Here is a 12,358-nt window from a genome sequence, read left to right on the forward strand (position 1 = left end):
CATAAGGGGACCTTATATCTATGGATCAGACGTGCACTCTGGAAGGCTTTCTCACCCGCGTTCAACAGCGCGATCCTCATCAAACCGAATTTGCTCAAGCCGTCCGGGAGGTGATGACCACCCTGTGGCCTTTCCTTGAGGAAAATCCGCGCTATCGTCAGCTTGCTTTGCTGGAACGTCTGGTGGAACCGGAGCGCGTGATCCAGTTCCGCGTAGTGTGGGTGGATGACCGCAATCAGGTCCAGGTCAACCGCGCGTGGCGCGTGCAGTTCAACTCGGCCATCGGCCCGTATAAAGGCGGGATGCGTTTCCACCCGTCGGTTAACCTGTCGATTCTCAAGTTCCTTGGCTTCGAGCAGACCTTCAAAAACGCCCTGACCACCCTGCCGATGGGCGGCGGAAAAGGCGGCAGCGATTTCGATCCCAAAGGCAAGAGCGATGGCGAAGTGATGCGCTTCTGCCAGGCGCTGATGACCGAGCTCTATCGCCATCTTGGCCCGGATACCGACGTACCGGCGGGCGATATCGGCGTCGGCGGCCGCGAAGTCGGCTTTATGGCCGGGATGATGCGCAAGCTCTCCAACAACAGCGCCTGCGTCTTCACCGGTAAAGGCCTCTCCTTTGGCGGCAGCCTGATCCGTCCGGAAGCCACCGGTTACGGTCTGATCTACTTCACCGAAGCGATGCTCAAACGTCACGGCCTCGGCTTTGAAGGCGCTCGCGTGGCGGTTTCCGGCTCCGGCAACGTGGCGCAATACGCCATTGAGAAAGCGATGGAGCTTGGCGCACGGGTGGTCACGGCCTCCGACTCCAACGGCACCGTCGTTGACGAAGCGGGCTTCACCAAAGAAAAACTGGCCCGCCTGATCGACATTAAAGAGCGTGCCCATGGCCGCGTGGCCGACTACGCCCGCGAATTTGGCCTCACCTATCTTGAAGGCCAGCAGCCGTGGTCAGTGCCGGTGGATATCGCCCTGCCTTGCGCGACCCAGAATGAACTGGACGTCGATGCCGCCCGCCAGCTGATTGCCAATGGCGTCAAGGCCGTGGCGGAAGGCGCCAACATGCCGACCACCATCGCCGCAACCGACCTGTTCCTGGAAGCTGGCGTGCTGTTTGCCCCGGGCAAAGCGGCCAACGCCGGCGGCGTGGCGACTTCCGGCCTGGAGATGGCGCAGAACGCCGCGCGCATGGGCTGGAAAGCGGAAAAAGTGGATGCCCGTCTGCATCACATCATGCTGGATATCCACCACGCTTGCGTGCAGTACGGCGGCGAAGCGAAGCAGACCAACTACGTGCGCGGCGCGAATATCGCCGGTTTCGTGAAAGTCGCGGATGCCATGCTGGCCCAGGGCGTGATTTAACCTCCCCTGACTCCATCCCGGCGGGCAACCGTCGGGATGCGTCTCACGACGTCATCGTGATCACCACTTTCCCCAGATGCTGACCACTGTCCAGACAGGCATGGGCCTCGGCAACCTCCTGTTTCTCCGCCGCCGTCCGGCCGCGCATGGTTGAGCCGGTGACGCCGGCGGCTTTCACCGCAATGAGCACCTCATTCTCCCCAATAGCAGGGATTTCTCCTTCGCGGATCTGCAATACCTCCGGGCCGCCCGGTTGGCTAATAGCGATATCTTTCACGGGCCCTTCTTATCGCCGGTGAGAGAAATGAGCAATGATATCGGGAAGCGCGAAGACGCATTCAGGGGGAAAAGTCGTCAAGCCCTGCCCGGCTGTTTAGTGTAGACCATTGACCTGGCTGGCGGAGAAGCGGTGGCCGCGGGGATTCACATCCTCGCGACCACCGGCGGGTTACTGCGGCGGCGGCGCAGCATCGTCTGCTGCTTTTTTCCCTTTCGGCTTGCCTTTACCTTTAGTGAACGATTTTTTCGCCCCGGCTGGCGCGGCCAGGCCGCGGAACTGACGCACTGGCGTGCTCCGCGCCTGATCGATCAGCTGGAACAGCGTCCCCACCAGCGGCTGCATAAAGTCCTGATAGCGGCACTGCTTTTCGCTGATCTGCGTCAGGACCGATTCCCAGTGGGCGGTCATATCCGGGCGCGCGGCCATCTCCGGCAGGGAGTGAATCAGCGCCCGGCCAGCATCCGATGAGTGGATATAACGCCCCTTTTTGGTCAGGAAACCGCGCTTAAACAGTAGCTCGATAATCCCGGCGCGGGTCGCTTCTGTGCCGAGACCGTCGGTGGCGCGGAGGATCTTCTTCAGATCTTTATCCTGTACGAAACGGGCAATCCCGGTCATCGCCGACAGCAGCGTGGCATCGGTAAAGTGGCGCGGCGGCTGCGTCTGACGCTCCACCACTTCGCCCTTCTCGCACAGCAGTTCATCGTCTTTGGCCACCACCGGCAGCGGCGTGCCGTCGTTCTCTTCATCGCGCTCTTTGCTGCCCAGCAGCGTCCGCCAGCCAGCCTCTGCCAGAAAACGCGCCTTGGCGACAAACTTACCGTTGGCGATCTCGAGGTCAATCTGGCATTTGCGGAACACCGCGTCCGGGCAGAACTGCATCAGATACTGCCGGGCGATCAGGTGGTAAACCTTCGCTTCGTTATCGGTGAGCTTGACCTGGCTGCTGCGGGCGGTCGGGATAATCGCATGGTGCGCATCGACCTTTTTATCATCCCAGCAGCGGTTGCGGATCTCCGGATCCATCACTGGCTGCGGCAGCAGGTCCGCCGCATGGACAGCAATCGCATTCAGCACCGCATGGCGGCCGGCGAAGTGCTCTTCCGGCAGGTAGCGGCTGTCCGAACGCGGGTAGGTAATGAGCTTATGGGTTTCGTACAGCTTCTGGCAGATATCCAGCACGTTCTGCGCGCTGAAGCCGAAACGTTTGGCCGCCTCAATCTGCAGCGCCGACAGCGAGAACGGCAGCGGTGCGGGTTCGGAATCGCGCTTATCGTTATAGGCGGTCACCAGCGCCGGCTGGCCTTCGATACGTTTAACCACGTGCTCGGCCAGCGGACGATGCAGCAGACGCCCTTCTTCATCCTGGTAAGGTTCGCAGGCTTCGCTCGGCACCCAGGTGGCGACAAAGCGCTCTTCCTGCGGCGTGACGATATGCGCCTTCACGTCGAAGAAATCTTTGGCGACGAAGTTTTCAATCTCTTCATCGCGGCGTACCACCAGGCCAAGTACCGGGGTCTGCACCCGCCCTACGGAGAGCACCCCCTGATAGCCGGCGTTACGCCCCAGCAGGGTGTAGGCCCGGGTCATATTGATGCCGTACAGCCAGTCGGCGCGCGCCCGCGCCAGCGCCGACACGCAGAGCGGCACGAACTCGCTGTTGGCGCGCAGGCGGTTGATCGCCCGCTCCACCGCCTGCGGATTGAGATCGTTAATCAGACAGCGCTGCACCTGCTGACGCTTCTCCGGCGCCAGCTGCAGGTAATCGAGCACTTCGTCTACCAGCAACTGCCCTTCTCTGTCCGGGTCGCCGGCATGGATAACTTGCTCGGCGTCGCCGAGCAAGCGCTTGATCACATTGAGCTGTTTGGTGACCGAGGGTTTGGGCTGTAGCTGCCATTTCTCCGGCACAATCGGCAGGTCGGTGAGATTCCAGCGGGCATAGCGGCTGTCATAGACGTCCGGCTGCGCCTGTTCCAGCAGGTGGCCGATACACCAGGTGACCACCTGCCCGTTGCCGCACTCAATATAGCCATCGCCTTTGCGGTGCGGTTTAGGCAACACATCGGCGATCGCCCGACCGAGACTCGGTTTTTCTGCAATAAACAACCGCATCGAATCAACGGATCTCGATCATGGGTCGTCCGCCACGGGCGGTGACCAGCTCGCCGATGGCGGCCAGCTTAATGCCGAACTCCGCCGCGGCCGCCTGTACTTCCGCCTCCGCTTCCGGGGTTACCGCCAGCAGCAGGCCGCCAGAGGTCTGCGGATCGCACAGCAGGTCACGCCACTCCGCCGGCATCTCACCCATCAGATGGCCGTAGCTGGCAAAGTTGCGCCCGGTGCCGCCCGGCACTGCACCGGCGGCGATATAGGCTTCCACCCCCGGCAGTTTCGGGATATCGGCATAGCGCAGCTGCGCCTGCACGCCGGCCCCGCGGCACACCTCGCTGAGATGGCCAAGCAGACCAAAGCCGGTAACGTCGGTCATCGCCTTCACCCCGTCGATGGCGGCAAACGCAGCGCCGGCGAGGTTCATCTGGCACATGGTCTCCGTCGCCAGTCCCTGATGCTCTGGCTTGAGCAGCGATTTTTTCTCCGCAGTGGTCAGTACGCCAATGCCCAGCGGTTTAGTGAGATACAGTTTGCAGCCCGCCTGCGCGGTGCTGTTTTTCTTGATGCGCTCGGTGGGCACCACGCCGGTGACCGCCAGACCGAAGATCGGTTCCGGAGCGTCAATGGAGTGGCCACCCGCCAGTGCGATCCCGGCCTGCTGGCAGGCAAAGCGCCCGCCTTCCACCACTTCACGGGCAATTTCCGGCGCCAGGGTGTTGATCGGCCAGCCGAGAATAGCAATCGCCATAATCGGTTTCCCACCCATGGCGAAAATATCACTGATGGCGTTGGTGGCAGCGATGCGGCCAAAGTCGAACGGATTATCGACAATCGGCATAAAGAAATCGGTGGTGCTGACGATTGACGTGCCGTTACCAAGATCATAGACGGCAGCATCATCGCTGGTTTCGTTGCCGACAAGCAGGTTCGGGTCGACAAACTTCGCCTGCTCGCTATGCAGGATGGTTTCCAGCACCTTCGGGGAAATTTTACAACCACAACCGGCTCCGTGGCTGTATTGCGTTAAACGAATGGCTTGCTCGCTCATGGACATCTCCTGTCATTGCAATCCCGCTATGTTAGCGCCCAAACGTCAGGGTGGTAAGTACGACAGTCTGAAATCGCGTATGGTTGCTCATTAAGCAGACAAAAAGCCGTTTTTGCGAGATGCGACAATTTTTTCCCGACCATTTTCACTTTTACTTAAAGATGACAGAAATGTGACAACACAGCGCTGTCTTCTCTGGACTGATTATGACGTAAGGAAATTCTAATGAAAAAGCGTGTTCTTGCCCTTTGCCTGGCCAGTTTCTTCTCCGTTAGCGCCTTTGCTCTGGTTCCCCCCGGGAACGATGTCACCACCAAGCCCGATCTCTACTATCTGACCAACGCCCAGGCCATCGACAGCCTGGCGCTGTTGCCGCCGCCACCGGCGGTGGGCAGTATCGCGTTCTTAAACGATCAGGCGATGTATGAGCAGGGGCGTCTGCTGCGCAATACCGAGCGCGGGAAGCTGGCGGCAGAGGATGCCAACCTCAGCGCGGGCGGCGTGGCTAACGCCTTCTCCAGCGCCTTTGGCTCCCCAATCACCGAGAAAGACGCGCCTCAGCTCCACAAACTGCTGACCAATATGATTGAAGACGCCGGCGATCTGGCGACCCGCGGGGCGAAAGAGAAATACATGCGCATTCGTCCGTTTGCGTTCTATGGCGTCTCCACCTGCAACACCACCGAGCAGGACAAGCTGTCGAAAAACGGCTCTTACCCGTCCGGGCATACCTCTATCGGCTGGGCCACCGCCCTGGTGCTGGCGGAGATCAACCCGCAACGGCAAAACGAAATTTTGAAGCGCGGCTATGAGCTCGGCGAGAGCCGGGTGATCTGCGGCTATCACTGGCAGAGCGATGTCGATGCGGCGCGCATCGTCGGCTCCGCAGTGGTCGCTACGCTGCACACCAACCCGGCCTTCCAGCAGCAGTTGCAGAAAGCCAAAGACGAATTCGCCAAAACGCAGAAGTAACGTCATCGCCGTTGAACTCCCGGAGGCGGCGCCTGGCGCGCCTTGTCCGGGCTACAAAAACCGCGATTGATTCGAATGGTAGGGGTTGTAGGCCGGGTAAGGCGTACGCCGCCACCCGGCATAGATGCGGCTCCAAGCCTGATGCCATCGCCCGGCGGCGCTGCGCTTGCGCGGGCCTACAGACAGTCAGAGCCGGATGCGTTGACCGGGTAAGGCGCCAGCCGCCACCCGGCATCACAAGCACCGACTCAGAAGCGCGTCACAAACGGCGCGGTATCCGGCAGGGCAATGGTGGTTGAGGCTTTTAGCTGCGGCGTCCCCAGATAGAGGAAGCCGACAATTTTATCCTGCTCGCGGCACGCGAAGCCGGCCCGCACCACCGGGCTCTCGGTCAATGCTCCGCTGCGCCAGATGCCATTGAATCCCTGGGCCAGGGCCGCCATCTGCATCGCCATCACCGCACAGCCAGCGGACATCTCCTGCTCCCAGCGCGGCACCTTCGGGTGGTCTTCACAGCGCGCGACTACGGTAATGATCAGCGGCGCGCGGAACGGCGCATTGCGGGCTTTCTCTATTCCCTTCTCATCCTGGCCGGCCTCTGTGGCCCCTTTTTCCAGCAGCTGGCTGAAGCGCTCGCGGCCGTCATCGGCGATAATAAAAAAGCGCCACGGCTGCAGGGTGCCATGATCCGGGGCGCGCAGCCCGGCGCGCAGAATGTTTTCCAGCTGTTCGCCAGCCGGGGCAGGTTCCGCCAGGCGAGAAGCGCTCCGGCGATTAAGCAGTAGATCGAGAGCATCCATCTGTATAACTCCTGTGATGTCATTTTTCATAAAATTAACATGCACAAGGATTTTGTTACAGCGTGGTCGGTGATTCCTGCTGACAACCGACGGCTCACTCTTTAGGATAGCCAGACGCGGCGGCCCCTGCGGCCTGCCCTTTTTAGATAACGTTAGGGAGAAGACATGCGAACCCTTTGGCGACTGATTGCCAGCTTTTTTAAATGGACGTGGCGGATACTCAACTTTATTCGCAAACTGGCTCTGAATGCGATCTTCCTGGTGCTGGTGCTGGTGTGTATCGGTATCTGGAGCCAGTTCAGCACCACTACCAGCGAACATGCCGCGCGCGGCGCGCTGTTGCTGGATATTACCGGCGTGGTGGTGGATAAACCTTCCGCCAGCAGCAAGCTCGGCGTAATTGGCCGCCAGCTGTTTGGCGCCAGCTCGGACCGTCTGCAGGAGAACTCTCTGTTCGATATCGTGCAGACCATTCGCCAGGCGAAAGATGACCGCAATATCACCGGTATTGTGTTGGATCTGAAAAACTTCGTCGGCGGCGATCAGCCGTCCATGCAGTACATAGGTAAAGCGCTGCGTGAGTTCCGCGACAGCGGCAAACCGGTCTATGCCGTCGGCAGCAGCTACAGCCAGGGCCAGTACTACCTGGCGAGCTTTGCCAACAAAATCTGGCTCTCACCACAGGGCGAGGTTGACCTGCACGGCTTCGCCACCAATGGGCTGTACTACAAATCACTGCTGGATAAGCTGAAGGTCTCCACCCATGTCTTCCGCGTCGGCACCTATAAATCCGCCGTCGAGCCTTTCATTCGCGATGATATGTCCCCTGCCGCCCGCGAGGCGGACAGCCGCTGGATTGGCGAACTGTGGCAGAACTACCTCAACACCATTGCCGCCAACCGCCAGATCACCGCCCAGCAGCTATTCCCGGGCGCCCAGGGCATTATCGATGGCCTGCGTAAAGTGGGCGGCGATACGGCAAAATATGCGCTGGACAATAAGCTGGTGGATGAGCTGGCGACCTCCACGGAAGTGGAAAAGGCGCTGACCAAACAGTTTGGCTGGAGCAAAACGGATAACAATTACCGGGCGATCAGCTATTACGACTACAACGTGAAGACACCGTCTGACGAAGGTTCCGCCATTGCGGTGATCTTTGCCAACGGCGCCATCATGGATGGCGAGGAGACCCCGGGCAACGTTGGTGGCGATACCACGGCGGCGCAAATTCGCGATGCGCGCCTCGACCCGAAAATTAAGGCCATCGTTCTGCGCGTTAACAGCCCGGGCGGTAGCGTGACCGCCTCAGAAATTATCCGTGAAGAGCTGGCGGCAGCCAAAGCCGCCGGTAAACCGGTAGTGGTCTCGATGGGCGGCATGGCTGCATCTGGCGGCTACTGGATCTCCACCCCAGCGGATTACATCGTCGCGAACCCGAGCACCCTCACCGGCTCCATCGGCATCTTTGGCGTAATCAACACCGTGGAAAATACCCTCGGGTCGATTGGCGTCCATACCGACGGCGTCGCCACGTCGCCGCTGGCGGATGTCTCCAGCACCAAAGCGCTGCCGCCGGAAGTGCAGCAGCTGATGCAGTTGAGCATTGAGAATGGCTATCAGCGCTTTATCACCCTGGTGGCTAACGCCCGTAAGAGCACGCCGGAGAAAATCGACCAGATTGCCCAGGGACACGTCTGGACCGGGGAAGATGCCAAAGCCAACGGCCTGGTCGACAGCCTCGGCGACTTCGACGATGCGGTGGCTAAAGCCGCCGAGCTGGCGAAGCTGAAAACCTGGCACCTCAACTACTATCAGGAAGAGCCGACCTTCTTCTCGATGGTGCTGGATAGCCTGACCGGCTCGGTACGCGCCTCGCTGCCTGCGGCCATTCAGGCCTGGCTGCCTGCACCAGTCGCCGCGGCGGCCGAGACGGTGAAAGCGGAGAGCGACAAGCTGGCGGCGTTTAACGACCCGCAGAACCGCTATGCCTTTTGCCTGACCTGCGCCAACATCCGTTAATACGCAGCGGCTGCCCCGTCTCCCGGGGCAGCCTTTTTCCCGCACCTGCCAGCGCCGCCACAAAGCGAGCGGCCAACACTGTATTTTTTCCTGCGTCTCTTTATACTGCGCCTGTCTACGACCAACCTAAGCGATGCTATGCAAAAAAAATCGATTTACGTTGCCTACACCGGTGGGACCATCGGTATGCAGCGCTCTGAACACGGCTATGTACCCGTTTCCGGCCATCTGCAGCGTCAGCTGGCGCTGATGCCTGAGTTCCATCGTCCGGAGATGCCGGACTTCACGATCCATGAATACCATCCGCTGATGGATTCATCCGATATGACCCCTGAGGACTGGCAGCACATCGCCGACGATATCCGCAGCCATTACGATGAGTATGATGGCTTTGTGATCCTCCATGGTACCGACACCATGGCGTTTACCGCTTCGGCGCTGTCGTTCATGCTGGAAAACCTTGGCAAGCCGGTCATTGTGACAGGGTCACAAATCCCGCTGGCCGAGCTGCGTTCTGATGGTCAGATTAACCTGCTCAACGCCCTCTACGTCGCCGCCAACTATCCGATTAACGAAGTGGCGCTGTTCTTCAACAATCGACTGTTTCGCGGCAACCGCACCACTAAAGCCCATGCCGACGGCTTCGACGCTTTCGCCTCGCCAAACCTCGCGCCGCTGCTGGAAGCCGGGATCCATATTCGCCGTCTCGGTACCCCGCCGGCGCCGCAGGGCAGCGGGGAGCTTATCGTGCACCCCATCACCCCGCAGCCGATTGGCGTGGTGACGATTTACCCCGGCATCTCCGCCGACGTGGTGCGCAATTTCCTGCGCCAGCCGGTGAAAGCGCTGATCCTCCGCTCCTATGGCGTCGGCAATGCCCCACAGAATGGCGAGTTTATTCAGGTGCTGGCGGAAGCCAGCCAGCGCGGTATTGTGGTGGTCAATCTGACGCAGTGCATGTCCGGGAAAGTGAACATGGGCGGCTATGCTACCGGCAACGCCCTCGCCCAGGCGGGGGTCATCAGTGGTTTCGATATGACGGTGGAAGCGACGCTGACCAAGCTACACTATCTGCTTAGCCAGCAGCTGGATGTTGACGCCATTCGCGCGGCGATGCAGCAAAATCTGCGTGGCGAACTCACCCCCGACGAGGCTTAAGGAGGACGTATGGCACATCGAGCGCTGTTACTGGTTGATTTGCAAAACGACTTTTGCGCCGGCGGCGCGCTGGCGGTTCCTGAAGGCGACAGTACCGTCGAGGTGGCTAATGCGCTTATCGACTGGAGCCTGGCGCGCGGCGAGCCCATCGTCGCCAGCCAGGACTGGCACCCGGCGGATCACGGCAGCTTCGCCAGCCAGCACCAGGTGGAACCCTACACCCAGGGCGAACTCGACGGCCTGGCGCAGACCTTCTGGCCGGATCACTGCGTACAGCACAGCGAAGGCACGGCGCTGCATCCGCTGCTCAAACAGCAGGCGATCAACGCCGTGTTCCATAAGGGGCAAAACCGGGTCATTGACAGCTACAGCGCTTTTTTTGACAACGGTCACCGGCAGAAAACTGAACTGGACGGCTGGCTGCGCGGCCAGGGCATCGTGGAACTGACCGTGCTCGGCCTCGCCACCGATTACTGCGTCAAATTCACCGTGCTGGATGCCCTCGCGCTGGGCTATACGGTCAATGTCATCATCGACGGCTGTCGCGGCGTTAATCTGCAGCCGCAGGACAGCAGCCAGGCGTTTATGGAGATGGCCGCCGCGGGCGCCACGCTGTATACCCTCGATGACTGGCGGGAATCTCAGGCCTGATCCTCTCTCCCGGCGCCCTCGCGCCGGGTCTTCTTCTGCCGCCTCGCTATCGTCCATAAATTGAACTCTCTCGCAGTTTCAACAGGTTATTGCTGGTAGTCTGGCAAGGCTGTTTTTTCGCCACGCCATTTCCGTGGCGTGGTTATTTTTATATGTCAAAGAGGAACCACCATGAAACGTTTGCCCTTGCTGGCAGCCTTGCCCCTGCTTTGCGCTTCTGCGCTCTCTGCCCAACCCCTGATGTCCGTCGGCTATTTCAACGGCGGCGGCGACGTCACTGCCGGGCCGGGCGGCGATATCGATAAGCTGGACGTCCGGCAGATCACGCATCTCAACTACTCGTTTGGTCTTATCTATAACGATGAAAAAGACGAGACCAATGCGGCCCTGAAGGATCCTGCGCATCTGCACGAGATCTGGCTGTCGCCGAAGGTGCAGGAGGATCTGCAAAAGCTCCCGGCCCTGCGTAAACAGAACCCGGACCTCAAGGTCCTGCTGTCGGTCGGCGGCTGGGGGGCGCGCGGATTCTCCGGCGCGGCGGCAAGCAAAGAAACCCGGAAGGTGTTTATTCAGTCTGCGCAGGAAATAGTTGAAAAATATGGTCTGGATGGGATTGACCTCGACTGGGAGTTTCCGGTCAACGGCGCCTGGGGGCTGGTTGCCAGTCAACCGGCCGATCGCGATAACTTTACCGCGCTGTTAAAAGAGCTGCGCGCAGCGTTTGGTACGAAGAAACTGGTGACTATTGCCGTGGGGGCTAACGCAGAAAGCCCGAAAAGCTGGGTGGACGTTAAAGCGATTGCGCCATCGCTCGACTACATCAACCTGATGACCTACGACATGGCCTACGGCACGCAGTACTTCAACTCGAACCTGTATGACTCCCGCCACTGGCCGACGGTCGCCGCGGCTGATAAATACAGCGCCGATTTTGTGGTCAACAATTACCTGGCCGCCGGGCTTAAACCCAGCCAGATGAACCTCGGGATTGGTTTTTATGGCCGGGTACCGAAACGGGCTGTCGAGCCGGGGATTGACTGGACGAAAGCGGATGCGCAAAACAATCCGGTCACCCAACCCTATTTTGGGCCACAACAGATCGCGCTGTTTGCCTCGCTGGGCTATGACCTGAGCAAAGACACCTACGTGAAATACAACGATATCGTGAGCAAACTGCTCAACGATCCGCAGAAGCGTTTTACCGAGCACTGGGACGATGAAGCGAAGGTTCCGTGGCTGTCAGTGCAGTCGGCGGAGGGCAAGCCGCTGTTCGCCCTGTCGTATGAGAACCCGCGCTCGGTGGCCATTAAGGCGGACTATATCAAGGCGAAGGGCCTGGCCGGGGCCATGTTCTGGGAATATGGCGCCGATGACCAGAATCAGCTGGCCCGTCAGCTGGCGGAATCGCTGGGGATCAAACACTAACCGCGACGGTTCCACCCCATCCCCCCCTCGGGCTGCGTGACGCAGGCAACATCGCCTGCAATGCAGGTATATCGCGCCGCCCGGGATAGGTTATGATGCCTGTTATCCGCTGCGCCACGCGCTGGCGCAGCTTAACCGTTTGACAGGAGGCAGGGGGCCATGGCCTATATCCCCAAAAATTACGCGCGTCTGGAAGTGGGTTACCGCGAAAAGGCGCTCAAGCTTTTTCCCTGGGTGTGCGGACGCTGCTCGCGGGAGTTTGTCTATTCAAATCTACGCGAACTGACGGTGCACCACATCGATCACGACCACTCCAATAACCCGGAAGATGGTAGCAACTGGGAGATGTTGTGCCTGTACTGTCACGATCACGAACATTCCAAGTACACCGAAGCCGATCAGTATGGCTCCACGGTGGTGGCGGGCGAAGATGCGCAAAAGAGCGTCGGCGAGGCTACCTACAATCCGTTTGCCGATCTGAAAGCGATGATGAACAAAAAGTAAGCAGACCGGTTCGGCCGCTGCG

10 protein-coding genes and 1 pseudogene are annotated in these 12,358 nt (G+C 59.9%); 7 read left to right on the top strand and 4 right to left on the bottom strand.

The features are described 5' to 3' along the window. The first annotated feature begins 20 nt into the window (after window positions 1-20). A complete protein-coding gene (gene gdhA / locus CWM57_RS05415; protein ID WP_004176526.1) occupies window positions 21-1,364 on the top strand; it encodes an NADP-specific glutamate dehydrogenase in 1,344 nt (447 codons plus the stop codon). A gap of 160 nt (window positions 1,365-1,524) precedes the next feature. Here the strand turns inward: gdhA and CWM57_RS28390 are convergent. The 3 genes and pseudogenes from CWM57_RS28390 to selD all read right to left on the bottom strand — a co-directional run. Further along, a pseudogene (locus tag CWM57_RS28390) lies at window positions 1,525-1,641 on the bottom strand (NAD(P)H-quinone oxidoreductase); the annotation flags it as partial. A 171-nt stretch (window positions 1,642-1,812) separates the two neighbouring features. Beyond that, window positions 1,813-3,759 carry a DNA topoisomerase III gene (locus CWM57_RS28020; RefSeq protein ID WP_074386158.1) on the bottom strand — a complete coding sequence of 649 codons (1,947 nt, stop codon included), beginning with the start codon at window positions 3,757-3,759 and terminating at the stop codon, window positions 1,813-1,815. 4 nt (window positions 3,760-3,763) lie between these two features. Next, window positions 3,764-4,807: a selenide, water dikinase SelD gene (gene selD / locus CWM57_RS05430; protein WP_074386159.1), complete on the bottom strand. Its 1,044-nt coding sequence runs from the start codon at window positions 4,805-4,807 to the stop codon at window positions 3,764-3,766. Between the two features lie 225 nt (window positions 4,808-5,032). On the opposite strand from selD, the gene phoC reads away from it, so the two are divergent. After that, a complete protein-coding gene (gene phoC / locus CWM57_RS05435) occupies window positions 5,033-5,779 on the top strand; it encodes an acid phosphatase PhoC (RefSeq protein WP_074386160.1) in 747 nt (248 codons plus the stop codon). A 248-nt stretch (window positions 5,780-6,027) separates the two neighbouring features. Here the strand turns inward: phoC and CWM57_RS05445 are convergent, their stop codons facing one another. Further along, complete coding sequence (locus CWM57_RS05445) at window positions 6,028-6,579, bottom strand: NAD(P)H nitroreductase (RefSeq protein ID WP_008807622.1); 552 nt, start codon at window positions 6,577-6,579, stop codon at window positions 6,028-6,030. Window positions 6,580-6,744: 165 nt separating this feature from the next. Between CWM57_RS05445 and sppA the strand changes: the two genes are divergently transcribed. From sppA to yajD, 5 genes are all read left to right on the top strand, one after another. Next, the gene (gene sppA / locus CWM57_RS05450) at window positions 6,745-8,598 is read left to right on the top strand and encodes a signal peptide peptidase SppA (RefSeq protein ID WP_008807623.1); all 1,854 of its coding nucleotides are present in this window, start codon (window positions 6,745-6,747) and stop codon (window positions 8,596-8,598) included. A gap of 138 nt (window positions 8,599-8,736) precedes the next feature. Beyond that, a complete protein-coding gene (gene ansA, locus CWM57_RS05455; protein ID WP_061154945.1) occupies window positions 8,737-9,756 on the top strand; it encodes an asparaginase in 1,020 nt (339 codons plus the stop codon). Between the two features lie 9 nt (window positions 9,757-9,765). Further along, a complete protein-coding gene (pncA, locus tag CWM57_RS05460; RefSeq protein ID WP_100675733.1) occupies window positions 9,766-10,407 on the top strand; it encodes a bifunctional nicotinamidase/pyrazinamidase in 642 nt (213 codons plus the stop codon). A gap of 171 nt (window positions 10,408-10,578) precedes the next feature. Then, window positions 10,579-11,832, top strand: coding sequence for a glycoside hydrolase family 18 protein (locus tag CWM57_RS05465; RefSeq protein ID WP_100675734.1), 1,254 nt, complete (start codon window positions 10,579-10,581; stop codon window positions 11,830-11,832). Between the two features lie 159 nt (window positions 11,833-11,991). After that, window positions 11,992-12,336: an HNH nuclease YajD gene (gene yajD, locus CWM57_RS05470; RefSeq protein WP_002901254.1), complete on the top strand. Its 345-nt coding sequence runs from the start codon at window positions 11,992-11,994 to the stop codon at window positions 12,334-12,336. The last annotated feature ends 22 nt before the right edge of the window (window positions 12,337-12,358 follow it).

Origin of the sequence: Klebsiella sp. G-Nf4, from assembly GCF_002810615.1 — a bacterium.
Taxonomy (GTDB): domain Bacteria; phylum Pseudomonadota; class Gammaproteobacteria; order Enterobacterales; family Enterobacteriaceae; genus Klebsiella; species Klebsiella variicola.

Bases quoted from the DNA above. Each gene is read 5' to 3' on its own strand.
- gdhA (WP_004176526.1), top strand. From the start codon at position 21: ATGGATCAGACGTGCACTCTGGAAGGCTTTCTCACCCGCGTTCAACAG.
- CWM57_RS28020 (WP_074386158.1), bottom strand. From the start codon at position 3,759: ATGCGGTTGTTTATTGCAGAAAAACCGAGTCTCGGTCGGGCGATCGCC.
- selD (WP_074386159.1), bottom strand. From the start codon at position 4,807: ATGAGCGAGCAAGCCATTCGTTTAACGCAATACAGCCACGGAGCCGGT.
- phoC (WP_074386160.1), top strand. From the start codon at position 5,033: ATGAAAAAGCGTGTTCTTGCCCTTTGCCTGGCCAGTTTCTTCTCCGTT.
- CWM57_RS05445 (WP_008807622.1), bottom strand. From the start codon at position 6,579: ATGGATGCTCTCGATCTACTGCTTAATCGCCGGAGCGCTTCTCGCCTG.
- sppA (WP_008807623.1), top strand. From the start codon at position 6,745: ATGCGAACCCTTTGGCGACTGATTGCCAGCTTTTTTAAATGGACGTGG.
- ansA (WP_061154945.1), top strand. From the start codon at position 8,737: ATGCAAAAAAAATCGATTTACGTTGCCTACACCGGTGGGACCATCGGT.
- pncA (WP_100675733.1), top strand. From the start codon at position 9,766: ATGGCACATCGAGCGCTGTTACTGGTTGATTTGCAAAACGACTTTTGC.
- CWM57_RS05465 (WP_100675734.1), top strand. From the start codon at position 10,579: ATGAAACGTTTGCCCTTGCTGGCAGCCTTGCCCCTGCTTTGCGCTTCT.
- yajD (WP_002901254.1), top strand. From the start codon at position 11,992: ATGGCCTATATCCCCAAAAATTACGCGCGTCTGGAAGTGGGTTACCGC.